21 protein-coding genes and 1 pseudogene are annotated in these 22,046 nt (G+C 63.2%); 15 read left to right on the top strand and 7 right to left on the bottom strand.

What is annotated here, in order from left to right; genetic code table 11:
* Window positions 1–33 precede the first annotated feature (33 nt).
* A complete protein-coding gene (locus NKJ78_RS23425) occupies window positions 34–864 on the bottom strand; it encodes a transporter substrate-binding protein (protein WP_352459790.1) in 831 nt (276 codons plus the stop codon).
* A gap of 155 nt (window positions 865–1,019) precedes the next feature.
* On the opposite strand from NKJ78_RS23425, the gene NKJ78_RS23420 reads away from it, so the two are divergent.
* Window positions 1,020–1,835: an IclR family transcriptional regulator gene (locus NKJ78_RS23420; RefSeq protein ID WP_023684025.1), complete on the top strand. Its 816-nt coding sequence runs from the start codon at window positions 1,020–1,022 to the stop codon at window positions 1,833–1,835.
* Between the two features lie 24 nt (window positions 1,836–1,859).
* Here NKJ78_RS23420 and NKJ78_RS23415 read toward each other — a convergent pair whose 3' ends face one another.
* Entirely contained in the window at window positions 1,860–2,063 is a 204-nt protein-coding gene (locus tag NKJ78_RS23415; protein WP_023673103.1) for a YdcH family protein, read from the bottom strand.
* Window positions 2,064–2,302: 239 nt separating this feature from the next.
* On the opposite strand from NKJ78_RS23415, the gene NKJ78_RS23410 reads away from it, so the two are divergent.
* The 6 genes and pseudogenes from NKJ78_RS23410 (at window position 2,303) to NKJ78_RS23385 (ending at window position 7,587) form a co-directional block, all read left to right on the top strand.
* A complete protein-coding gene (locus tag NKJ78_RS23410; RefSeq protein ID WP_023684024.1) occupies window positions 2,303–2,482 on the top strand; it encodes a YdcH family protein in 180 nt (59 codons plus the stop codon).
* 287 nt (window positions 2,483–2,769) lie between these two features.
* On the top strand, window positions 2,770–4,023 hold the full coding sequence (gene ispG, locus NKJ78_RS23405; RefSeq protein WP_352459709.1) for a flavodoxin-dependent (E)-4-hydroxy-3-methylbut-2-enyl-diphosphate synthase: 1,254 nt from the start codon (window positions 2,770–2,772) through the stop codon (window positions 4,021–4,023).
* A 3-nt stretch (window positions 4,024–4,026) separates the two neighbouring features.
* The gene (locus NKJ78_RS23400) at window positions 4,027–4,884 is read left to right on the top strand and encodes a lytic transglycosylase domain-containing protein (protein WP_023806511.1); all 858 of its coding nucleotides are present in this window, start codon (window positions 4,027–4,029) and stop codon (window positions 4,882–4,884) included.
* A gap of 14 nt (window positions 4,885–4,898) precedes the next feature.
* Window positions 4,899–5,449, top strand: a pseudogene (locus NKJ78_RS23395) (chloramphenicol phosphotransferase CPT family protein).
* Between the two features lie 174 nt (window positions 5,450–5,623).
* Window positions 5,624–6,754: a sterol desaturase family protein gene (locus NKJ78_RS23390; RefSeq protein WP_352459710.1), complete on the top strand. Its 1,131-nt coding sequence runs from the start codon at window positions 5,624–5,626 to the stop codon at window positions 6,752–6,754.
* Window positions 6,755–6,834: 80 nt separating this feature from the next.
* Window positions 6,835–7,587 (top strand): Stf0 family sulfotransferase, encoded by a 753-nt coding sequence (locus NKJ78_RS23385; RefSeq protein WP_352459711.1) that lies wholly within the window; start codon window positions 6,835–6,837, stop codon window positions 7,585–7,587.
* On the opposite strand, the gene NKJ78_RS23380 is transcribed toward NKJ78_RS23385, so the two are convergent.
* From NKJ78_RS23380 to NKJ78_RS23370, 3 genes are all read right to left on the bottom strand, one after another.
* Window positions 7,588–9,927: a response regulator gene (locus NKJ78_RS23380; RefSeq protein WP_352459712.1), complete on the bottom strand. Its 2,340-nt coding sequence runs from the start codon at window positions 9,925–9,927 to the stop codon at window positions 7,588–7,590. It abuts the gene before it with no gap.
* Window positions 9,928–10,012: 85 nt separating this feature from the next.
* Window positions 10,013–10,198, bottom strand: coding sequence for a hypothetical protein (locus NKJ78_RS23375; protein ID WP_023684018.1), 186 nt, complete (start codon window positions 10,196–10,198; stop codon window positions 10,013–10,015).
* A 37-nt stretch (window positions 10,199–10,235) separates the two neighbouring features.
* Window positions 10,236–11,255: a LacI family DNA-binding transcriptional regulator gene (locus NKJ78_RS23370; protein ID WP_031195645.1), complete on the bottom strand. Its 1,020-nt coding sequence runs from the start codon at window positions 11,253–11,255 to the stop codon at window positions 10,236–10,238.
* A 218-nt stretch (window positions 11,256–11,473) separates the two neighbouring features.
* Between NKJ78_RS23370 and NKJ78_RS23365 the strand changes: the two genes are divergently transcribed.
* From NKJ78_RS23365 to NKJ78_RS23340, 6 genes are all read left to right on the top strand, one after another.
* A complete protein-coding gene (locus NKJ78_RS23365) occupies window positions 11,474–12,307 on the top strand; it encodes an inositol monophosphatase family protein (RefSeq protein WP_352459713.1) in 834 nt (277 codons plus the stop codon).
* A gap of 61 nt (window positions 12,308–12,368) precedes the next feature.
* Window positions 12,369–13,394: an ABC transporter substrate-binding protein gene (locus NKJ78_RS23360; RefSeq protein WP_023748323.1), complete on the top strand. Its 1,026-nt coding sequence runs from the start codon at window positions 12,369–12,371 to the stop codon at window positions 13,392–13,394.
* Window positions 13,395–13,485: 91 nt separating this feature from the next.
* Entirely contained in the window at window positions 13,486–15,690 is a 2,205-nt protein-coding gene (locus NKJ78_RS23355) for an ABC transporter permease (protein WP_502901620.1), read from the top strand.
* A gap of 14 nt (window positions 15,691–15,704) precedes the next feature.
* Complete coding sequence (locus NKJ78_RS23350; protein ID WP_352459714.1) at window positions 15,705–16,805, top strand: ABC transporter ATP-binding protein; 1,101 nt, start codon at window positions 15,705–15,707, stop codon at window positions 16,803–16,805.
* Window positions 16,806–16,903: 98 nt separating this feature from the next.
* The gene (locus NKJ78_RS23345) at window positions 16,904–17,377 is read left to right on the top strand and encodes a carboxymuconolactone decarboxylase family protein (protein WP_023673089.1); all 474 of its coding nucleotides are present in this window, start codon (window positions 16,904–16,906) and stop codon (window positions 17,375–17,377) included.
* A complete protein-coding gene (locus NKJ78_RS23340; RefSeq protein ID WP_352459715.1) occupies window positions 17,377–18,234 on the top strand; it encodes a sigma-70 family RNA polymerase sigma factor in 858 nt (285 codons plus the stop codon). The genes NKJ78_RS23345 and NKJ78_RS23340 overlap by 1 nt, the downstream gene beginning before the upstream one ends.
* Window positions 18,235–18,347: 113 nt before the next feature.
* Here NKJ78_RS23340 and NKJ78_RS23335 read toward each other — a convergent pair whose 3' ends face one another.
* Window positions 18,348–18,932, bottom strand: a complete 585-nt coding sequence (locus tag NKJ78_RS23335) for a TetR/AcrR family transcriptional regulator (RefSeq protein ID WP_352459716.1) — start codon at window positions 18,930–18,932, stop codon at window positions 18,348–18,350.
* 102 nt (window positions 18,933–19,034) lie between these two features.
* Between NKJ78_RS23335 and NKJ78_RS23330 the strand changes: the two genes are divergently transcribed.
* Together NKJ78_RS23330 and NKJ78_RS23325 are read left to right on the top strand one after the other, a co-directional pair.
* Window positions 19,035–19,850 (top strand): oxidoreductase, encoded by an 816-nt coding sequence (locus NKJ78_RS23330; protein WP_352459717.1) that lies wholly within the window; start codon window positions 19,035–19,037, stop codon window positions 19,848–19,850.
* Window positions 19,851–19,918: 68 nt separating this feature from the next.
* Window positions 19,919–20,920, top strand: a complete 1,002-nt coding sequence (locus tag NKJ78_RS23325) for an NADP-dependent oxidoreductase (RefSeq protein ID WP_023818414.1) — start codon at window positions 19,919–19,921, stop codon at window positions 20,918–20,920.
* Window positions 20,921–21,017: 97 nt separating this feature from the next.
* Here the strand turns inward: NKJ78_RS23325 and NKJ78_RS23320 are convergent, their stop codons facing one another.
* Entirely contained in the window at window positions 21,018–21,935 is a 918-nt protein-coding gene (locus tag NKJ78_RS23320) for a polyprenyl synthetase family protein (protein ID WP_352459718.1), read from the bottom strand.
* Window positions 21,936–22,046 lie beyond the last annotated feature (111 nt).

Raw genomic sequence — 22,046 nt, 5'->3', positions numbered from 1 at the left:
AGGCGGAAGGGCTAACCCTTCCGCCAGCACTTGTCAGACAACCGGGAAACCCGGATGGCGGGCCGGCGGCTCCTGGCCGAAATAGTCCTTGAAGGCGGCGTCGTAGAGTGCGGTCTCATGGCCGAACATAGCGATGGTGAAGGTCTGGTTGACGAACGTCAGCCAGTCCAGGTCGCCCTGCCTGACGGCCGCGCCGTAGAGCATCGAGTACCAGCTCTTGCCGGCATCGAAATATTTGTCGGGGTTGCGCGAGGCCAGCCAGCGCACGGTTGAAAGATCGACAGCGGCGGCATCGGCGCGTTTCGATTCCAGTGCCTGCAGCACATTGGCCTGGGTGTCGATCTGCAGCACCTGCGCCTCCGGCAGGGCGTGATGGACCGAGCTTTCGGCATCGACATTCTGCAGGATCGAGATGCGCGTCGCCGAACCACCGGCGAGCAGCTTGTCGAAGGTCTTGTTTTCCGCCGTCGGCAGCGTCAGCAGGGCGACGCCCTCGACATAGTATGGCCTGGAGAAGTGGATCAGCTGCGAGCGCTGCGCGGTCATGGTCATGAACTGGATGGTAATGTCGACCTTGTTGGTGGTGACATTGGGGATGCGCTGCGCCGGATCCTGCATGACGAACTCGACCTTGCTCGGATCGTCGAACAGACCCTTGGCCAGGATGCGGCCCATGGTGATGTCCATGCCGACTAGCTCGCCGGCATCGTTTTCGAAATGCCATGGCGCGTTGGTGCTGCCGGTGCCGACGATCAGCTTGCCGCGGTCAAGCGCGGTGCGCAGAACGCTGTCGGATGCGGCTTGTGCCGCCGCCTTTTCGGCGCTGACAGCGGTCATCACGCCCGCCGTTGCAAGCCCGGCCATGCCCAGTTTCAGAAAATCTCGCTTGGATGCGTCGTTCACTGCGACCTCCTGTTGTTTGAGTTCCCCTACAGACACACGTGTCGCCGACCTGAATTGTCTCTTACAATAGACATATGTATCCTATACAAGACAGATACTAACATCAGGAATCAGTTATGCAAGACAGCAATGGACTCACGGATCGGGCGGAGCTTGGTCCAGCCGAGAGCCCGACGCCCGACAAGACCTCCGGCTCGCGCGAGAAGGGCCTCAACCGGGTGCTGGAGATCCTGGACTTCCTGCATGTTACGCAGCGCGCCATCGGCATTGGCGATCTCGCCAAGGGGGTGAATGCGCCGCGCTCCACCACCTATACGCTGGTGCGTTCGCTAGTCGATGCGGGTCTCCTGGAGATGGAGGGCGACGGCAACCGGGTCTATTTCGGCAAGAAGCTCTACCTCTATGGGATGGACTATGTCAGGGGCAACGACCTGCTTAGGCGGGGCCGGCAGGAGGTCGACAATCTGTCGCGCGAGACCGGCGAGACCTCCGAATTGTGCATGCTGCAAAGCGGGCGCTATACCATCGTCCATTCCAGCCCCGGCACCAGGCCGTTCCGCATCAGCTCGGCCACTGGCTTGCAGATCCCGCTGCCATGGACGGCATCGGGGCGGCTGCTTCTGGCCGGATTGGAAAGGGCCGCCATCCAGGACATGGTCTCGGAAGACGACCTTTTGCTGCCCGACGGCCGCAGGCTGCAGTTCGACGACTTCATTGCCGATATCGCGACGGCCAGAACGACCGGCTATTGCATCACTTCGGGGCTGGTCGACGCCTACACCAAATGCCTGGCCGCCCCTGTCTTCGCGGCCGCCGGCAAGGTCGAGGCGACGATGTGCCTGGTGGTGCCGATCGACACTTCAGCGGAGAAGACCGACGAATTGCTGACGTTGCTGCGCCATCGCGCGGCGCGGCTGTCGATAGCGGGGTGAGCAGTTAGGCCCCGAGGCCGTCGGCTAAGCGATGATGTCCGGAATGATCTTGTCTTCCAGCGCCATCAGCCGGTCCTTGAGGAAAAGCTTCTTCTTCTTCATGCGCTGGATCTGCAAGGGGTCGCAGCCCATGGCGATCATCGCATTGATGGCCGCGTCGAAATCGGCATGCTCCTGCTTCAGGCGGGAAAATTCGAGGCGGACATCGGCCTTTTCCTGGTCGGACATTCTCTACCGTCTGCATGTCTGCGGCGCCCGGCAATGGGCATGATTGGGCGGGGGCGGCATCAATTGCCGCCGGCGCGCAGCCAATATCACATATCACATTGTCGTGGAATGCTACCACGCAGCATTCGACATCGCAGCCGGATGGTGGCAGACTGTCATGGTGCCGTCACAGATGCGACCTGCGGTGGACGTGCCTTTGACGGCTGCAATCGAGGAAACCATGAAAGGGAGAACCAATCATGTCTCTTGCATCCCATCTTGATGAGTTGCAGCGGAAACACGGTGATATCGAACGCGAGATCGACGATGCGATGAACCATCCATCGGTCGACGACCTCGAAATCGTGAATCTGAAGCGACGCAAGCTGGCACTCAAGGACGAGATTGAAAAACTGAAGGCGAAACCGACGAGACACTGACGCCCTTCCAGGATTAGACGCGCCGCCTTGGCGCGTGACTATCGCTCCGGTGGCGACATGCCGCCGGAGGCCTGTTTTTGCTACTGATTCCGATACTGTTGGCCGGCGAAACCCGTCTGTGGGGTCGCCGCGCTGCTGCGATTTGGCGGCTCTGCTTGTCTGTCGCCATTGACAAGCCATCTTTGCTCCTCCACCTCATGCCCGAACCTCAGCGCTATGCGCTGATAGCTGATTGAGCGTGCGTCGACGTGGACGTGTGTCGCTCGGGTGATCAAGAGGCTGCCGGCATGACCGGGTATTTTTCCTCCCCCTTTGCGCGCCGGACATCGGTCGGCGTCGATGTCGGCGGCGTGGTCGTCGGCGGCGGCGCGCCGGTCGTCGTGCAGTCGATGACCAACACCGACACGGCCGATATCGACCAAACCGTCGCGCAGGTTGCGGCTTTGCATCGCGCTGGCTCCGAGATCGTGCGCATCACCGTCGATCGTGACGAGAGCGCCGCCGCCGTGCCGCGCATCCGCGAACGGCTCGAGCGGCTCGGCATCAATGTGCCGCTGGTCGGCGACTTCCACTATATCGGCCACAAGCTGCTGGCCGACCATCCAGCCTGCGCCGAGGCGCTGGCCAAATACCGCATCAATCCCGGCAATGTCGGCTTCAAGGACAAGAAGGGCCGCCAGTTCGCAGCGATCGTCGAAATGGCGATCAGGCATGACAAGCCGGTGCGCATCGGCGTCAATTGGGGGTCGCTCGATCAGGAGCTGCTCACCCGGCTGATGGACGAGAACCAGCGCCAAGGCTTTCCGCTGACGGCGCAGGAAGTAACCCGCGAAGCGATCGTGCAGTCGGCGATCCTGTCGGCCGAAATGGCCGAAGAGATAGGCCTCGCCCGCGAAAAGATCATCCTGTCGGCCAAGGTCAGTGGCGTGCAGGATTTGATCGCAGTCTATACCGAGCTTGCCACGCGCTCCAACCATGCGCTGCATCTTGGCCTCACCGAAGCCGGCATGGGATCCAAGGGCATCGTCGCCTCGTCGGCTGCCATGGGCATCCTCTTGCAGCAAGGCATTGGCGACACCATCCGCATCTCGCTGACGCCGGAGCCGAATGGCGATCGCACTCGCGAGGTGCAGGTCTCGCAGGAACTGCTGCAGACCATGGGCTTCCGTCAGTTCGTGCCGATCGTGGCCGCTTGCCCCGGCTGCGGCCGCACGACATCCACCGTGTTCCAGGAACTCGCCCAGAACATCCAGGCCGATTTGCGCAAGAACATGCCGGTCTGGCGGGAGAAATATCCCGGCGTCGAGAACCTCAAGGTCGCGGTGATGGGCTGCATCGTCAACGGCCCCGGCGAATCCAAGCACGCCGATATCGGCATCTCGCTGCCCGGCACCGGCGAGACGCCGACCGCGCCCGTTTTCGTTGACGGCAAGAAGTCGGCGACGCTGCGCGGTCCGTCGATCGCCGCCGATTTCGAAAAAATGGTTGCCGATTATATCGAGCAGCGGTTTGGACAGCACGGCAAAGCCGCGGCCGAATGAGCCATGCGGGGGCTGCTCAAAGCCGGTGTGATCCTGCTCTGCGGGCTGGGTGCCGGACAGGCACTTGCCGATCCACCGCAATCGCGCTCGGCGGCGAAACGATTGATCGGCCGTGTCTGTGACCTGATCGAGACGCATGCCGAGCGGAACGGCCTGCCGAAGGATTACTTCGCCCGGCTGATCTGGAAAGAAAGCCGCTTCGATCCCAATGCGGTTAGCCCGGTCGGTGCCGAAGGCATCGCCCAGTTCATGCCGGGCACCGCCAAGATGCGCGGGCTGGCCGATCCTTTCGACATCGAGCAGGCGATCCCGGCTTCGGCGAAATATCTCGGCGAGATGAAGCTCGCCTACGGCAATCTCGGCCTGGCGGCGGCCGCCTACAATGCCGGCGAGAACCGGGTGTCGCGCTGGCTGGGTTCGGGCGGCTTCCTGCCGATGGAGACCGAGAGCTACGTCTTCGACGTCATGGGCGAACCCGTCGACAAGTTTTCCGACAGCGCTTACGCCGGGACGGTCGAGCCGCTCGACGCGAAAACCGGCTTTGCCGTCGCCTGCCGCAAGCTGCCGGTGATCATGTCGAGAACCGTGGCGATGGCGTCGATCAATGTGAAGCCATGGGGCGTCCAGGTGGCCGGCAATTTCCGCAGGGGAGCTGCCATCAATCAGTGGCTGCGGGTCAGGAGCCGGTTTCCGGCGCTGCTTTCCGGTCGTGACCCGGTGGTCAGCCGGGTGCGCACGCCGATCGGCCGACGCGGCATCTACGCCGTCAGGATCGGCGTCGACGACCGTGCCGCCGCCAACGTCATCTGCCAGAAACTGCAAAGCGTCGGCGGCGCCTGTATCGTCGTGCGCAACCGATAGGCCGAGGGGGCGACATGACGGCCAAAATCGTCCTGCTCAATGGCGTCGGCAGCGCCGGCAAAAGCTCGATCGCCAGGGCGCTGCAAACGATCGCCACTGAACCGTTCCTGCATGTCCAGATGGATGCTTTCATCGACATGCTGCCGCCGGCGCTGTAGGATCATGCCGACGGGTTTTCCTTTGAGACCGTGCTGGAAGACGGCAAGCCGTCGGTGGTGATCAGGAGCGGGCCGGTCGGCGCGCGAGCCATGCGCGGCATGCGCCATGCCATCGCCGCCATGGCCGGGCAAGGCAACAATCTCATCGTCGACGACGTGATCTTCAATGAAGAGATGCGGAGTATGTCGAGTTGCTGTCGAGCTTTGACCTGCATCTGGTCGGCGTCATGGCGCCGCTGGAGGTGCTGGAAGCGCGCAAGGCCGCGCGCGCCGACAGGCTGCCCGGCCTGGCGCGCTGGCAATATGGACGCGTCCACAACGGCATGGACTACGACCTCGAAGTCGACACCAGCCGGCTGACGCCGCTTGAATGCGCCCGTCGCATCCAGGAAAGATTCCGACTATAGTGGCCGGTGTTCTTTTGTTGCAATCATAGCTCTTCCAATCGCCCAAAAGCGATAGTCACCCGTCATGTGCAGGGTCGTGGCGATTAAATATTAATGAGCCCTGCTGTAGCAAAAGAGTCGATATCTCCGACGAGAGCTTTTTGCGATTGTCAAAAAGGCGGGGCATAGGGGGCGGTGGCAAATTTCCTTAGACGCGTTGTAAGTGAACTTGAAACGCCGCGCGCCAAACGGCCGTTCGGTTCTGGCTGGCTGTCCGGCTCGATTGGCTTGCTTGCCGGGGTCACCGCCCTGCTGATGGTCATCGTGCTGCGCTACCCGTCGCTTACATCGATGCCGGATCTGGCCCCCATCCACCAGATGCTGTTCTTCAAGCCGGTGCTCTATTTCGTCCTCATCTCCGGCTATATCCTGGCGATCCTCAGCATGACGCTGCGCAGGCAAAAGACGCTCGGCGCGGCGGCGATGTTCACTGTGCTGCTGGCGTCGCTGGTCGGCATGCTTCCGGTGCGCCATCAACTGCACATCGACGGGGTGTTCTTCGGGCTCGATTTCTTCATCCTGAACGCCTTGTTCATGGGTGTGCTGTTCGTCCCGCTCGAACGTCTTTTCGCGCGCAACAAGGATCAGACCGTGTTCCGCGACGAATGGCGCGAGGACCTGTTCTACTATCTGGTCTCATCGCTGCTGGTGCAGATTTTGACCTACCTGACCTTGGCGCCGTCCAACTTCGTCAATGCACAGGGCGCCCTTGGTTCGGTGCGCGCCTGGGTCCACGACTTGCCGTGGCTGGTGCAACTGATGGCGGTAATGTTCCTGACCGACTTTGCCCAGTATTGGGTGCATCGGGCCTTTCATCGCATTCCCTGGCTGTGGAAGTTTCATGCCGTGCACCATTCCGCCAAGTCGATGGACTGGATTGCCGGTGCGCGCATGCATTTCCTGGAAATCATCATGCTGCGCAGCCTGACGGCAACCCCGATGTTCGTGCTGGGGTTCGATGAATCGGCTATCCAGACGTATATATTGATCGTCTACGTCTATTCGTCTTTCATCCATTCCAACATCGGAACCAGTTTCGGTCCAGTCGAAAAGGTGCTGGTGTCGCCGCGTTACCACCACTGGCATCACGGCCTCGAGAAAGAAGCGATCGACGTAAATTTCGCCATCCATTTCCCGCTGCTCGACCGGCTGTTCGGTACCCATCATATGCCGGAAGGGCGCTGGCCGAACGGCTACGGCATTCACGGACATCCCGTTCCGAACGGATACTGGCAGCAATTCCTCTATCCCTTCCGGCGCGGCTAGACTGGAGTCCTTCGCGAAGCGCGCGTGTCACCGCGCCTGGCGAGGTTAGCCCAATCCATGACAAGCGACAGAGCCCCGAGATGCGTGACGGCTACATAATCTGCGGCACGCCGAGAACCGGAAGCACCTTGCTGTGCGGCCTTCTGGCCTCGACGAAAACAGCCGGCGATCCGCACTCGTTCTACCGGCGGCAGGACAAAGCGGAATGGGCAGAAGAGTGGAAATTGCCGCATCCCGAGACGATGAGCGCGCATGATTTCGACCTCGCCTATCTCGGTGCGGCAATCAGCGCGGGAAGGGGCGGAACAAGCGTCTTCGGCCTGCGCCTGATGCGGGAAAACCTGGATGAACTCTCGGCGATCGTCGACCGGATCTACCCAGACCTGTCTTCGGACAAAGCGCGGTTTGAAAAAGCCTTTGGGCGGGTCCTCTACATCCACCTGTCTCGCGAAAACAAGCTGGCGCAGGCGGTGTCGCTGATCAAGGCCGAGCAGACCTGGCTTTGGCACATCGCGCCCGACGGAACCGAGATCGAACGGGCCGCACCGCCGCAGGAACCCCGCTACGACTTCAAGCGGATCCAGCGCGAGCTTGCCGAACTCGAAGCCTTTGACGCGGCCTGGAACGTCTGGTTCGCTGAGCAGGGGATCGTCCCGCTGCGTATCGGCTATGAGCGCCTGTCAGCCGATCCGGCAGCGGCATTGGCATCCATCTGCGAGGCCTTGGGCGTTCCGGCGCCGAATGCCGCCGACGTAAAGCCGGGCGCCGCCAAGCTCTCGGACGAGATTAGTCTGGACTGGATGCGCCGCTATCGTCTGGACGCGGCGATTTGATCAAGCCCTCTTTACCGCGACCGTTTCGCTGAGCCATGTGCCGATCTTGCTGCCGAGGCGGTCGGGCGACACCGGCTTGGGCAGATAGTCGTCCATTCCGGACTCGATACATTTGTCGCGGTCGCCCTTCAGTGCGTGAGCGGTGACGCCGATGATTGGTGTGTGATTGCCACTCGCTGCCTCCGCCGCCCGGATGGCGCGGGTCGCCTCGTAGCCGTTCATCTCCGGCATGGAGACGTCCATGAGGATCAGCTTCGGCCGCAGCGCCCGGTACATCTCTACGGCCGTGCGGCCATTGCTGGCGATGCGGTAGCTGAGGCCAAGCCCATTGAGGATCTGGCCGAACACCAGCTGGTTCACGTCATTGTCCTCGGCGATAAGAATATCGATCGGGCCGTTTGCCGTGACAGTCGATTCCAGTGTCGCGGCCACGGGCATCACCGGGCCGCGAATGACGGTGAAGGCAGGCGGTGTGGGTGCGGCCTGCGTGACAACCGGCTCGCGAACGAACTGGGCCTTGCCGATCTGGGCCCGCGTTTTCTGGATGGCCGAGATGACGGTGCCGAGCAGGATGGCCGAGCGTGCCGGCTTGGTGAGATGCGCGGCGATGCCGAAATCGATGACCATCTTGCCGAAATCGACCTGATCGACCGAGGTCAGCAGCACCACCGGGATGGCGGAGAGACGGCTGTCGGCGGAAATCGCCTTGGCGACATCGGCGCCGTTCATGCTGGGCATCTGGTAGTCGAGGATGATGCAGTCGACCGCAGCACCGAGCTGGCTGGCCCGGTCTAGAAAGGCGAGGCCAACGGCGCCGCTTTCGGCGGCCGCGCAGTCGAAGCTCCAGCTTCTGAGCTGTTCCAGCAAGATCTCGCGGTTGACCGGGTTGTCGTCGATGACCAGCACGCGGGCGCCGGTGACATCGACCGGCACGATCTCGTTGCGCGTGTCCTGCTGATGCGCCGGCAGCGGCACGGCGAACCAGAACACCGAGCCGCGGCCGATCTCGCTTTCGACGCCGATCTTGCCGCCCATCAGATCGATGAGGCGGGCGGCGATGGCAAGGCCGAGGCCGGTGCCTTCATGGCGGCGCGTCGACGAGCCGTCGACCTGCGCGAATTTCTCGAACACGTTCTCGAGCTTCTCGGCAGGAATGCCGATGCCTGTGTCCTCGACGCGGACCTTGAGCTGGACCATGCCGTCGACCACCTCGCCGCCGACATCGATCAGCACATGGCCCTTCTCGGTGAACTTCACCGCATTGCCGAGCAGATTGGTGACGATCTGACGGAACCGTCCGGCATCGCCGACGACATGGGCAGGCAGGCGCGGGTCGACGCGCACGATCAGCTCGAGGTTCTTTTCGGCGACGCGCGCCGACACCAGTGTGGCCACGTCCTCGACCGCTTCGGCAAGCCGGAAGGGTGCAGGATCGAGCGTCAGCTGACCGGCATTGATCTTGGAGAAATCGAGGATGTCGTTGATGATGGTGAGCAGCGCATTGCCGGACTTGACGATCACTTCGGTGAAGGTCTTCTGGCGTGCGTTAAGCTCGGTCTTGGCAAGCAGTTCGGCCATGCCCAGCACGCCATTCATCGGCGTGCGGATCTCATGGCTCATATTGGCCAGGAATTCCGATTTGGCGCGGTCGGCCGCTTCGGCCTTGAACAAGGATGCGGCGGATTCGGTGAAGGCGCGGCGGATCGCCTTTTCCATCGGCCGGAAGATCCAGAGGGCGACGATGGCAAGAACCGCGAACAGAAGGCCGCTTGCCCACAACAGCAGCCTGTCGCTGGAGGCGTCGGCCAGATGGCGTTCGCCATCCATGGCGGTACGCACACGCACCAGCATCGGCTGGACGAACAGGTCGTTCTGGTTGAGGATTTCGCGCGAACTCCATTCGTCGGTCTGTTGCGCCGCCGACATCAGGTTGAAGTTGCGCACGATGTCGCGCGACGACCAGAACAGGTCGCCGTTGACGGCGGCAGACGAGAGTTCGTCCAGCGTTTTGGCCGATAGGCTCGGCTTGATCGCGGCCAACTCCGCGGACAGTGTTTCGATCTCGCTGGTCAGGCGTTGCGAATGGCCGCGCGCGGCGGCGGCAAGGCCGTCACGGGTTTCGGTGCGCCAGGTCGTGCTGGCGGTTTCGGCAAAGCTGGAGGCGTTGCGCAGGTCGCGGGTGAAGACGACGAGATTGCTGCTCAGCGCGTCGATGTCGTGGCGGAAGGAATTGACGCGATTGAGCGCAAACATCACCGCGGTGGAAGCCAGCGCAAAGATGAGCAATCCCGAGATGTAGCGGATCCGGATCGAGCGGATGAAGAAAGAATATTCCGGCATGCGCAACCCCAACACATACGCATCATTTTAACGGTCGGGATTACGCTTGATTTACATTAAAATTCCGTTCGCGCCTGGCGGGCCGTCAAGATCCTGGCTGCACGTGCCCGGAGTTGGCGCCATAGAGGGTGGCATCGCATTCGCGCATCATGCGCAGTGCTTCTTCCTCGGTCAGGCCGAACTTGCGCATCATGCTCCGGATTTCGGGGCCTACAGCTATCTCCACCGGTCTTGCCGCCTGGCGGGTCTTCCTGGCCTTTTTCTTGGACATCAGTACGTTTCCCGTCTTGACCGACACATGTTTCGCATCAGCCCTGGCCCGGCCTCACCGTGCTGCGCCAGACCATGGGCGCATGGCAGATCAGGCGGCTGCCAGCCTCCTCCCGCGCGCCGGTCGCGAGCCGCACGGCGCGCCTGGCGATCTCCTCGATCGGCGGCGAGAACGTCGTCAGCCGGTAAGAGGCCCAGTCGGCCTGTTCAATGTCGTCAAAGCCGATGACGCAGAGATCGCGGGGTACGTTGATGCCGAACTCGTGGCGGGCCGCATCGAGAAAGCCGCACGCAATCAGGTCGGTCACGCAGAACGCCGCATCCGGCCGCTGCCGGCCGGAAAAGAGCCGCCTGGCGCCATCGGCTCCGGTGGCATAGCCGGTGCGGCCCTCGCGCCACACGGTCACCTCCAGCCCTTCCTTCTGCGCGGCGGTAAGGAAGGCGGTTTCGCGGGAGAGCAGGCTGGGCGTGCCGGCAGCCGAGGTCACCAAAGCGGGGCGGGTACAGCCGGCCCGGATGAAGGCATGCAGCGCTGCCTCTGCGGCTGCAGCGTTGTCGACACCGATATTGTGCGGGCCGTCGAAGCGGTCATCGCGATTGATCAGCACCAGCCGCTGGCCGTTCTCAAGACAGGTGCGGATCAGCAACTGCGGCGGCGAGCCGGACAGAACGATGCTCGCATCGGCGCGATAGTTCAGCGTGTTGCGCAGCGCCTGGTCGACATGGTGGCTGGGGCCGGAGGTGTTGAACACCATGGCCATTTTGCCGGCGTCCCGCAGATGTTGGGTCAGCGCCTTCTGCAGGCGGGCATGATAGGGCGTGTCGCCATCGGCAACGATGAGGCAGACGATGCCGGTCGAAGCCCGCATCAGGCCGCGAGCCAGATGGTTGACGTGATAGCCGAGTTGCTCGGCCGCCAGCATCACCCGCTCGCGGGTTTCCCCGGAAACGGAAGCGCCGGGCGTGAAGGTACGTGACACGGCCGAGCGTGAAACCCCGGCGAGGTCGGCAACCTGCTGGGCGCTGGAGAAACCGGTGCGGATTCTCGGAACCGTCAAGCGAACGCTCTCGCTGCTGTTTTCGTGATTCTTTGCACGCCAGTGCAATGTAATGCAACTCTTCTGCCATTGCCACCCACCGCACTTGACAGGCATGGCCGAATGCAACAGCTTTGCACAGCCGTGCAATACAAGCCGGCTCAAGAGTGGCATCGGAGGAATACCCTGTCCATTTCGCCGAAGACGGCATTGAGGGCGCGATTGTCCGGACCGGCTGCATGAGCAGGGCGGCGGCGCATCCGAAGGCGGACCGGCTGTCCAAGGCCGAGATGGACAGGCGTGCCGAGGTCTGCCGGAAACTGCTTGTCACGGCCGGGCAACTGGCGATGGAAGGCTATGCCCGGCAGGGCGCCGTCCAGCCGGTGGCGATGAAAGGCCCGCAGGATTTTCTCACTGAAACCGACGGCAAGGTCGAGGAGCACATCCGCGCGACGCTGGCAGAGGCTTTTCCGGAGGACGGGTTTTTGGGCGAGGAAGGCGGCGGCATCGGCTCTGCCCGCATGTGGGTCGTCGACCCGATCGACGGCACCGCCAATTTCATGCGCGGTATTCCGCATTTCTGCATTTCGATAGCTTTCGTAGAGGACGGCCGCAGCGAGATCGGCGGCATTGCCAATCCGGCCATCGGCGAAACGTATTTTGCCCGTCGCGGGCAAGGCGCTACTCGCAATGGCGCGCCGATCCATGTGTCGCCGACGAAAGCGTTCGACCGCGCCTTTGTCGAATTCGGCTGGTCGCCCAGGATTCCCAATCGCGACTATCTGGACAAGGTGAGCCTTGTCTGGGCACTCGGCGCCAATGTGCGGCGCTCCGGCTCCGGAGCGCTTGGGCTGGCCTATGTGGCCGACGGCCGCTCGGATGCCTATGCCGAGCTGCACATCAATTCGTGGGACTGCCTGGCCGGATTGCTGCTGGTGGAGGAGGCCGGCGGCCGGGTGAACCGGTTCCTCGACGGCGACGGCATGGCGAAGGGCAATCCCGTGCTTGCGGCAGCACCCGGTGTTGCGGCGACATTGTCCCAGGTGATCGGAGTGCCGCTCGACGACGGGTAGATCGTTTCCAGTGAGAAGACAGGGAGGAATATCGATGAAGACATTTGACAGTAAGCAAGGCTTGCGCGCCGCCTGGCTTGGCCTTGGCGCGGCGCTGGCCATGTTCGGATTGGCGAGTGCCGCCCAGGCGGCCGACCGCAGCCTCACAATGTATTGCGCCGTTGACGAGGCCTGGTGCCGGGCGATGGCGACCACCTACCAGAAGGAGACGGGCGTCAGCGTCGACATGACCCGCATGAGCGCCGGCGAAATCTACGCCCGCCTCCGGGCCGAGAAGGACAATCCGCAAGCCGATATCTGGTGGGGCGGCACCGGCGACCCGCATCTGCAGGCGGCGGAAGAGGGCCTCACCCAGGAATACAAGTCGCCGCAACTGGCAAACTTGCGCGACTGGGCGCTGAAGCAGGCCGACAGGTCGAAGAACCGCACGGTCGGCATTTATCTCGGTGCGCTCGGCTACGGCTATAATGAGGAAGATCTGAAGCAGCGCGGGCTGACCGCTCCGGCGTGCTGGGCCGATCTGGTCAAGCCGGAATTCCAGGGCGAGATCGAGATGGCCGACCCGAATTCATCGGGTACGGCCTGGACTATGCTTGCCACCATCGTCCAGCTGATGGGCGAGGACAAGGCATTCGACTATCTCAAGCAGCTCAACAAGAACATCGCCGAATACACCAAGGCAGGGGCCGCGCCGGCGCTCGCCGTCGGCAAGGGCGAGACGCTGATCGGCATCTCCTTCCAGCACGACGTGATCAATGCCGCGAAACAGAACCCTGCCGTGAAGGTGGTGTCGCCTTGCGAAGGCACCGGCTTCGAGATCGGTTCGATGAGCATCGTGACGGGCGCCAAGCATGCTGAAGAGGCGCAGAAATTCTACGACTGGGCGCTGAGCCCGGACGCGCAGAAGCTCGCGGCGCCGAACGGCAGCTTCCAGATCCCGTCGAACACCGCCACGCCGGTGCCGCCCGAGGCGCCGGACCTCTCGAAGATCAAGCTGATCGACTACGACTTCGCCAAATACGGCTCGTCGGCCGAACGCAAGCGGCTGTTGAAGAAGTTCACTGACGAGGTCCGCAATGGCGGCTGAGCGCGTTCTTTCGCGCTCACTCTAGCATCTGATCGCCGGCTGCCCTTCGCGGCAGCCGGCGCACCATCCTTTGGCAACAGAAAGACATTGAATGGCCGCGGCCGGTTCCATGGTCAGTTCCGCTCCTGGACGCAGCGCGCTCGCCTGGGTAATGGCCGCGTGGGCGAGCTTCGTGCTCTTGCCTTGGTACAAGGTCGAAGGCGGCTTCCTGTCGTTCGACTGGCTGGCACAGCCGGCGGATGCGACGCCGGCCATCTTGCTGGCGCTCGGTGGCCGGCCCTGGCTGTTGCCGCTTATCCTGCCGCTTCTGCTGGCGAGCTGGCTAGTGGCGCGCAACAACCCCAAGAGCCTGGCGGTTGCAGGCGCGGCGGGCCTGCTGTGGCTGGCCATCGAAGGCTTTTCCATCATCCATTCGGGCTGGGGATTTGGCTTACTTACCCAGATCGCCGGCACGCCGGGACCGATACAGCCGGGGCTCGGCTGGGGTGCGGCGCTCTATGCCGTGGCGATGCTGATGTTCATCGCCGAGGCGCTCGCCGCGCGCGGCTGGTGCAAGGGCGACCGCTTCGTCGTCGGCTCGCTCTCAATCGTGATTGCTTCGCTGATCCTGTTCGTCGCCTATCCGCTGCTGTCGATCCTCACCTCGGCCATCAAGGACAATGACGGCAATGTCGTGCCGGCGCTGTTCGTCGAAAAGATCTTCAGCGCCAACATATGGAGCCTGCGCTGCCTCTATGGCGAGGGCTCCTGCGGCGTGGCGTGGAACACGGTGGCGATCGCAGTCCTCGTCGGCTTTTTCTGCACGGCGCTTGGGCTGGCTCTGGCGCTGATTGCGCTTCGCACCAAGCTGCCGGCCAAATGGCTGCTGCGCGGCCTGTCCATCCTGCCGATCATCACGCCGCCCTTCGTCATCGGCCTGGCGCTGATCCTGCTGTTCGGCCGCGCCGGCATCGTCACCAACCTCATGTCGGTGCATCTCGGCATTCCGCGCAGCCGCTGGATCTATGGCATGGCCGGCATCACCATCGCGCAGGTGCTGGCCTTCACGCCGATCGCGTTCCTGGTTCTGGTCGGCGTGCTGCAAGGGGTCAGCCCAAGCATCGAGGAAGCATCACAAACCCTGCGCGCCAGCCGCTGGCGCACGTTTCGCACCGTCACCTGGCCGTTGATCCGGCCGGGGCTGGCCAGCGCCTTCCTGATTTCGTTTATCGAGAGCATGGCCGATTTCGCCAATCCGCTGGTGCTGGGCGGAAACTTCAACGTGCTGTCGACCGACATCTTCTTTGCAGTGGTCGGTGCGGCGCACGACCAGGGCCGCGCGGCGGTGCTGGCGATCGTGCTGTTGATGTTCACGCTGGCAGCCTTCGTCATCCAGCGCCGCTGGATCGGCAGCCGCAGCTACGTCACCGTCGCAGGCAAGGGCGATGGCGGCGTACCGGCGACGCTGCCCAAGGCCTTGCGGATCGGCTGCTACGCCGCCGTCGTTCCGTGGCTGGTTCTGACCATCGTGGTCTACGGCATCATCCTGGGCGGCGGTTTCGTGCAATCGATCGGGCGCGACAACACGCCGACGCTCGAATATTTCCTCACCGCCTTTTCGATCGAGAAGGGCGTCAATGGCTGGTTTTTCAGCGGCTCGGCCTGGCCGTCGCTGCTGATGACCATCGGCCTGGCGCTGGTGGCGATGCCGTTCACCGCGGCGCTCGGCATCCTGACGGCCTATCTGCTCGACCGGCAGCGTTTCGCCGGGCGCACCATGTTCGAATTCCTGGCGATGATGAGCTTTGCCATTCCCGGCACGGTGATCGGCGTCAGCTATATCCTTGCCTTCAACGTGCCGCCTGTGCAGTTGACGGGCACCGGGCTGATCATCGTCATCTCCTTCATCTTCCGCAACATGCCGGTGGCGATCCGCGCCGGGCTCGCCAATCTCGGCCAGATCGACAAGAGCCTGGACGAGGCATCGCTGACGCTTGGGGCGCGGTCTTTTGCTACCTTGCGGCGGGTGATCCTGCCGATCCTGAAGCCGGCGATCGTGACCGCGATGATCTACAGTTTCGTGCGCGCGGTGACGGCGGTCAGCGCCGTCATCTTCCTGGCGAGCGGCCGGTTCAATCTCGCCACGGTCTACATTGTCGGGCGCGCAGATGTCGGCGAATACGGCATCGCGATTGTCTATTCGGCGGTGATGATCGTTGTCATGATGGTCATCCTCATCGGCATCCAGCTGCTGGTCGGCGAACGCCGGCTCGGCCGGCGCCGGCCTGGGGCGGAAGCCGTGGTGGCAGCAATCTAATGGGGAGAAGCGGCGTGGATCAGACGGCGAAGAATGCTGCCCCGGTTGTCACGGACAGGCCGGCCGTGCGGTTCGAGGGCGTCACCAAGAAATACGGCGCGGTGATCGCCGTCGACAATGTCAGCTTCGACATCGCGCCGGCCAGCCTGGTGACGCTGCTCGGGCCCTCGGGTTGTGGCAAGACGACGACGCTGCGGCTGATCGCCGGACTGGAACAGACCAGCACCGGGCGCATCCTGATCGACGACAAGGACGTCACCTTGCTGTCCGCCGCCGAGCGCGATGTCTCCATGGTTTTCCAGTCCTATGCGCTGTTTCCGCATATGAACGTGATGGAGAATGTCAGCTACGGCCTGCGGGCGATGGGGCTTGGCAAGGCGCAGGCAGCCGAGCGCGCCGCCGAAAAGCTGTCGCTTGTCGGCCTGTCCGGCTACGAGAAGCGCCAGCCGAGCGAATTGTCCGGCGGCCAGCAGCAGCGCGTCGCGGTGGCGCGCGCCATCGTACTGGAGCCGAAGGTGCTGCTGTTCGACGAGCCGCTGTCCAATCTCGACGCCAAGCTGCGCCGGCGCGTGCGCGACGAAATCCGCGGCCTCCAGCAAGATCTGGCGCTGACCATGGTCTATGTCACGCATGACCAGGAAGAGGCGCTCGCCGTCTCCGACCGCATCATCGTCATGAACGCCGCTCGCGTCGCCCAGGACGGCACGCCGCGCGACCTCTACAACGAGCCGACCAACCGTTTCATCGCCGACTTCATGGGCGACGCCAATCTGCTCGACGTCGAGGTGCTTTCCAGCAATGCGACCAGTGCCAGGGTCAAGGTCGGACCCTTGCTGCTCGACATGCCGGCTCGCGGCAACGCTCCGGGACCGGCGATGCTCGCTGTGCGCCCGAATGCCGTGCGCATCTTGCCCGGCCAGCCAGCGGGCACCATGAAGGGCCAGGTGGTCAAGAGCTCGTATCTCGGCGACCACATGGAATACCGCATCGCGATCAGCGATCCGGCGGTCGAACTGTTCGCGACATCGCCTGATGTCACACCCGCCGTGGCGGAAGGGACGATGGTCGGGATCGATTTCGATCCGGCGAAGATCGTGCTGATCAAAGACGATTGAACGCGCCGGGAAAGCACCTTCGAAAAAATCCAGCCTGAATGTCACACCGGCCGGTCTTGTCTCGTCATGATGGCGTACCCAACACAAGGACTGCAATCATGACCGCCAAAATCGACCTCTTCGCCGCCGCCCCTGCGCTGATCAAGCAGTGGCAGCGCGCATCGACCGAACTCTCTGTCGCCGCCGGGCTCGAGCACAGCCTCAACGAGCTGGTGAAGCTTCGGGCGTCGCAGATCAATGGCTGCGCCAACTGCATCAATCTGCATGCCACCGAAGCGCGCGAGAATGGCGAGACCGAGCAGCGCATCTATCTGCTGCCGGCCTGGCGCGAAGCGCCCTGCTACAGCGACCGCGAGCGTGCCGCGCTCGGCTGGACCGATGCGCTGACGCGCCTCTCGGAAGGACAGGACCGCGAAAGCGCCTATGATGATCTTAAGGCGCATTTCACCGAGGAGGAGCAGGTGAAGCTCACCGTTTTGATCAACATCATCAATGGCTGGAACCGCATCGCCGTTGGCTTCGGGCTCTACACCGACGCAGCAACGATACGCGCCAGCGCCAAGGCGGCCTGATGACGGCGACGGCACCCGACGACGCGGCAGCGGGCTTCGGCCCGCTGCGTCCGAAGCTGATGCGGGTCGCCTATCGCATGCTGGGCTCGGTGAGCGACGCCGAGGATGTCGTGCAGGATGCCTTCATCCGCTGGATGGGGACCGACCGCTCGCAGGTTCGCGAGCCAGAAGCGTTCCTGCGCCGCACGGTGACGCGGCTTTGCCTTGACCAGCTCAAATCCACGCGGCGCCAGCGCGAGACCTATATCGGCCCTTGGCTGCCCGAGCCGATCGTCGAAGAGGACGATCTTGAAGATGTCACCTTGCCGCTGATGTTGGCGCTGGAGCGGCTTTCGCCGCTCGAGCGGGCGGCCTTTCTGCTGCACGATGTGTTCGGGCTGGAATTCGAGGAGGTCGCGACCGCCATCGAGCGCGATTCAGCCGCCTGCCGCCAGCTTGCCGCTCGCGCACGGGGCCATGTCCGCCAGGCGCGGCCCCGCTTCAAGGTGGAGAAGCAGCGTGGCCTGGAGATCGCCGAAGCTTTTTTCGCGGCATCGCGCAGCGGCGACATGCAGGCGCTCGGCGCGCTGCTGACGGAAGATGTCAGCGCTCATGCCGATGGCGGCGGCAAGCGTCCGGCGGCTTTGGCGCCGGTGCTGGGCTTCGACGCCGTCATGAAGCAATACGCGCAAGTCGCGGCTTGGCTGCGCGACAATCGCTCGACGCTGGTGCGCATCGGCTTCGTCAATGGACTGCCGGGGTTCGTCACGCGGGAGGCCGATGGCGAACTGCAGACGACCGCGCTTGACATCGAGGACGGGAAGATCGCGGCCGTCTATGTCATGCGCAATCCCGACAAGCTCAGGCATCTGCGTTAGACCCGATTGAATCGGAGCGAAATACCGGTTCGGTCCGCCTCCAAAAGCCGGCCCTTCCTGTGTGCGACCCGCAGGACGATGTCAGGGCCCTTTGCCGCTGCCGCCATCTGCCTCTAGGATGCCTTCTCGCCGTCACGTGGCTGGATCAGGCTGCGCGCGGCGTCTGCTCCTGCCGCAAGGATGCGATCCGACAATTCCGTCCCCGCTGCCGCGCGGGCCAGCTGAAGCGTGCCTATGAGGGTCGCAAAAACGCCCAGGGCGGCGGCTTCCGGGTCCTTGGTCTGCGGAAGTACTGCAGACAACTGGCGCACCAGAACCAGCAAGCGTTCGGTATAGACTTGGCGCGTTTCGGGCGGCTGACGCGCGAGTTCCGGCAACAGGGCGGCCGACGCGCAGCCGGCTCCCGGATTGTCCCGGTGCTCAGCTGACAGATACGCCGCTATGCCCATCTCCGGACCACCGGCTGCCAATACCTCCTGCAGTTGCTGCGACTGGCTCTCCAGTGCCGCTACAAGGCTTTCACGCACAAGCTCCGCCTTGGACTGGAAATGCGGATAGAAGGCTCCGTTCGTCAGCCCGGCGTCGCCCATGATGGCTGCCAGTCCGGACGCGGCGATGCCGTCACCGCGAAAACGCTGGGCTGCGACCTCGACGATGCGATCGCGGGAGGCGTCCTTTCGGCCCTTTTCGTAGCGCATGGCGCTCTTCCTTTCTGCTATTGCATTATGGGTGTAATGTGATATTACGATCATAATTCAATCAACGGCAAAAAGCTAGCCCTCATGTCTGTGGAGTATCAAATGAGTACCCTTTCGGAAAGAACCGCAGTCGTGACCGGAGCCTCTTCGGGCATCGGCCGCGCCAGTGCCGAGGCCTTGGCGCGGGCGGGGTACACCGTCTTCGGGACAAGCCGCAGCAAGGCCGGCAACGGCCCGGCTAAGGTGTCCATGCTGACCTGCGACGTGACCGACGGGGAGTCCGTCAGCGCCCTCGTTGCAACCGTGCTGGCCCAGACCGGTCGTATCGATCTGCTGGTGAACAATGCCGGTGTCGGCCTGCTTGGCGGCGCCGAGGAATCTTCGGTCGCACAGGTGCAGGCTCTGTTCGACGTCAATCTGTTCGGCGTCATGCGCATGACCAATGCGGTGTTGCCGTCGATGCGGCGCCGCGGCCAAGGGCGCATCGTCAACATCGGCTCGATTCTAGGATTGGTGCCCGCGCCATACTCAGCGCACTACTCGGCGGTCAAGCACGCGCTGGAGGGCTATTCGGAATCGCTCGATCATGAGGTTCGCGCCTTCAACATTCGCGTCTCGGTCATCGAGCCGGCATTCGTGCGCACCGTCTTCGACCAGAACGGCATCGAGCCGGATTCCCTGTTGAAGGACTACGATCAGGCGCGCGCCGGTCTCAAGGCGCTGCTTGCCGATGTGATGCCCAAAGCCGATCGGCCGGAAGTGGTGGCGGATGTGGTCGTCAAGGCAGCGACGGACGCCCGTCCGCGACGGCGCTATACCGCAGGGAACGCAGCGCGCCAGGTCAGCCTGCTGCGCCGCTTCGCCCCCGCGGGGATGTTCGACAAGACCTTGCGCAAGCAGTTCCGCCTGCCGGTCTGAACGACGGTGGGACGAAGAATTTCACGCACAAACGGCACGCCAACAGACACTTCCAGAAAGTCACTGCCATGAAGGCATTCGTTGTCGATAAATATAGCAAGAAAGGCATTTTGCGGCTGGCCGAGATGCCGGAGCCGGAGCTGCTGGACAATGACGTCCTGGTCGAGGTCCATGCCGCAGGAGTGAACCTGCTGGATTCCAAAATCAGGACCGGCGAATTCAAACTCGTCCTTCCCTATCGCCGGCCCTTCATCCTCGGTCACGACGTTGCCGGGAGGGTTGTCAGGGTGGGCTCGAAAGTCCGCAAATTCAAACCCGGCGACGCCGTCTATGCGCGGCCGCCCGACGGCCGGATCGGGACATTCGTCGAATTCATCGCAATCGATGAAGCCGACGTGGCGCTGAAGCCGGCGAACCTCAGCATGGAAGAGGCGGCCTCGATCCCGCTGGTCGGTCTGACCGCCTGGCAGGCTCTCATCGAGAGGGCGGGTCTGAAGACAGGCCAGAAGATCTTCATCCAGGCTGGCTCCGGCGGCGTGGGGACATTCGCCATCCAGTTGGCAAAGCACCTCGGCGCGATCGTTGCGACAACAGCGGGCGCGGCAAGCAACGATCTGGTCAGGGATCTCGGCGCCGATGTCGTCGTCGACTACAGGAAGGACGACTTCGAGAAAATCCTGTCGGGCTACGACGTCGTCCTGAACAGCCAGGACGCCAAGACGCTTGAGAAATCCCTGACTGTGCTGAAACCGGGTGGGAAGCTCATCTCGATTTCCGGTCCTCCGGATCCCGAATTTGCCAGGAAACAGGGACTGAACGTGGTGCTAAGGCTGCTGCTGCGGCTGCTGAGCCGTGGTATCAGGACCAAAGCCAAGCGCCGGGGGGTGGGATTTTCGTTCCTGTTCATGTCGGCGCAAGGTGAGCAACTGAGCAAAATCACGTCCCTCATCGAAGATGGGGCGATTCGCCCGGTCGTCGACAGGGTCTTTCCTTTTGAAGCGACCAATGAGGCGCTGGCTTACGTCGAAACAGGACGCGCCAAGGGCAAGGTCGTCGTCAAGGTCAGATAGAGCGCGCAGTTGCTTTGGGGCATTTGAGAGACACCAAAGCAAGGCAGCGCAAGGCCGACAAATTCCGAAAACGGTTCGGCATCCGATCGCCCAAACCTCAGTTGTTGCGGATTGCAACGAAGCTTGCCGCTGCCTTCAGCAAGACTGCCTGTTCACCGTAAGGCTCGAGCAATTCATGGGCCTGCTTGACCAGCCCATGGAGCTGGCTGCGCGCCCAGTTCGCGCCATGCAGCGCCACCAGCGTCGCCTTGCCGGCGGCTGCGTCCTTGCCGGTCGCCTTGCCCATCTGGCTGGCATCGGCGGTCAGGTCGAGCAGGTCGTCGGCAAGCTGGAAGGCAAGCCCGACCGCCGAGCCGAATCCGGCCAGCCGGTCGCGGTCCTGCGGTGCGGCGCCGGCAATGATCGCGCCGGCTTCGCAGGCGAAGCGGATCAGCGCGCCGGTCTTCATCGCCTGCAGCCGGATAATGCCGGCTTCGTCCGGCCTGCTGCGCTCGGCTTCGAGATCGAGCGTCTGCCCGCCGACCATGCCCCCAGTGCCGGCCGCGCGCGCCAGCGCCAGCACCAGTGCCGCCCTGCGCTCCGCCGGCAGCGCCGTCGCCTCATCGGCGAGGACATCGAAGGCAAGCGTCAGAAGCGCATCGCCGGCAAGGATAGCGGTGGCTTCATCGAAGGCCATGTGCACGGTCGGCTGGCCGCGGCGCAGATCGTCGTCGTCCATAGCAGGCAGATCGTCATGGATCAGTGAATAGCAATGCACGCATTCGAGCGCTGTCGCCACGCGAAGCGACGCCTCGCCATCGGCGCCGAAAAGGGCGGCACTTTCCATGACCAGGAAGGGGCGCAGCCGCTTGCCGCCGTTCAGCACGCCATGGCGCATGGCCGCCATCAGACGCTCCGGCCGGGCGATCTCGCCGGCAAGCGTGCGGCCGTCCAGCAGCAGCCTGAGCCCGGCCTCGATAGCCGCCGCCCGCCCCAGAAGTGCGGCCTCAAAGGCCAATTGCTCGTCTTTCGTCATGGCCGGGAGCGGTAGCCGACACTCAGACGTTGCGCAAGAAGCCCCGCGCCATTATGCCGGAGGCGGGAGAATGGCGCGGGTGGGGCGGCTTGACGGAACCGATCGTCGATC

It is taken from the genome of Mesorhizobium sp. M0037 (assembly GCF_040323635.1).
In the GTDB taxonomy this organism is placed as follows: Bacteria; Pseudomonadota; Alphaproteobacteria; order Rhizobiales; family Rhizobiaceae; genus Mesorhizobium.
This window is presented reverse-complemented; position numbering and strand designations above follow the sequence as displayed.

Bases quoted from the DNA above. Each gene is read 5' to 3' on its own strand.
- NKJ78_RS23425 (WP_352459790.1), bottom strand. From the start codon at position 864: ATGGCCGGGCTTGCAACGGCGGGCGTGATGACCGCTGTCAGCGCCGAA.
- NKJ78_RS23420 (WP_023684025.1), top strand. From the start codon at position 1,020: ATGCAAGACAGCAATGGACTCACGGATCGGGCGGAGCTTGGTCCAGCC.
- NKJ78_RS23415 (WP_023673103.1), bottom strand. From the start codon at position 2,063: ATGTCCGACCAGGAAAAGGCCGATGTCCGCCTCGAATTTTCCCGCCTG.
- NKJ78_RS23410 (WP_023684024.1), top strand. From the start codon at position 2,303: ATGTCTCTTGCATCCCATCTTGATGAGTTGCAGCGGAAACACGGTGAT.
- ispG (WP_352459709.1), top strand. From the start codon at position 2,770: ATGACCGGGTATTTTTCCTCCCCCTTTGCGCGCCGGACATCGGTCGGC.
- NKJ78_RS23400 (WP_023806511.1), top strand. From the start codon at position 4,027: ATGCGGGGGCTGCTCAAAGCCGGTGTGATCCTGCTCTGCGGGCTGGGT.
- NKJ78_RS23385 (WP_352459711.1), top strand. From the start codon at position 6,835: ATGCGTGACGGCTACATAATCTGCGGCACGCCGAGAACCGGAAGCACC.
- NKJ78_RS23380 (WP_352459712.1), bottom strand. From the start codon at position 9,927: ATGCCGGAATATTCTTTCTTCATCCGCTCGATCCGGATCCGCTACATC.
- NKJ78_RS23375 (WP_023684018.1), bottom strand. From the start codon at position 10,198: ATGTCCAAGAAAAAGGCCAGGAAGACCCGCCAGGCGGCAAGACCGGTG.
- NKJ78_RS23365 (WP_352459713.1), top strand. From the start codon at position 11,474: ATGAGCAGGGCGGCGGCGCATCCGAAGGCGGACCGGCTGTCCAAGGCC.
- NKJ78_RS23355 (WP_502901620.1), top strand. From the start codon at position 13,486: ATGGCCGCGGCCGGTTCCATGGTCAGTTCCGCTCCTGGACGCAGCGCG.
- NKJ78_RS23345 (WP_023673089.1), top strand. From the start codon at position 16,904: ATGACCGCCAAAATCGACCTCTTCGCCGCCGCCCCTGCGCTGATCAAG.
- NKJ78_RS23340 (WP_352459715.1), top strand. From the start codon at position 17,377: ATGACGGCGACGGCACCCGACGACGCGGCAGCGGGCTTCGGCCCGCTG.
- NKJ78_RS23335 (WP_352459716.1), bottom strand. From the start codon at position 18,932: ATGCGCTACGAAAAGGGCCGAAAGGACGCCTCCCGCGATCGCATCGTC.
- NKJ78_RS23330 (WP_352459717.1), top strand. From the start codon at position 19,035: ATGAGTACCCTTTCGGAAAGAACCGCAGTCGTGACCGGAGCCTCTTCG.
- NKJ78_RS23325 (WP_023818414.1), top strand. From the start codon at position 19,919: ATGAAGGCATTCGTTGTCGATAAATATAGCAAGAAAGGCATTTTGCGG.
- NKJ78_RS23320 (WP_352459718.1), bottom strand. From the start codon at position 21,935: ATGACGAAAGACGAGCAATTGGCCTTTGAGGCCGCACTTCTGGGGCGG.